The 290-nt window shown below is 63.4% G+C and carries 1 pseudogene; it reads left to right on the top strand.

What is annotated here, in order from left to right:
* Window positions 1–290, top strand: a pseudogene (locus EN845_RS34825) (hypothetical protein); the annotation flags it as partial.

The following is a 290-nucleotide window of genomic DNA, read 5'->3' on the forward strand; positions in this document are numbered from 1 at the left end:
CAAGGCATGCAGCGGGGCGTTGAAATCGGGCGTGCCTTGATCACCGGCAACGATCACGAAAAAGATCGCCGCATCCGCTTCGAGAACGCGCCGCGTTTCGGCCTTGTCGGCAAGCCGCTCGACATGAGCTACCGCGTCATTTCGACCGAAAACGAGACCGGACCGGTCGATGTCAGGGTCTCGGTCAATGGCGAGCAGGTTTCGGTCGAGCATGCCACCGTCGGCCAGGCCATGCCGCTGCAGGTGACCATCCCGGGTGCCAGTTCGATGATGTTGCGGCCGGCACCCGG

This window comes from Mesorhizobium sp. M8A.F.Ca.ET.202.01.1.1 (genome assembly GCF_004791595.1).
Lineage (GTDB): Bacteria > Pseudomonadota > Alphaproteobacteria > Rhizobiales > Rhizobiaceae > Mesorhizobium.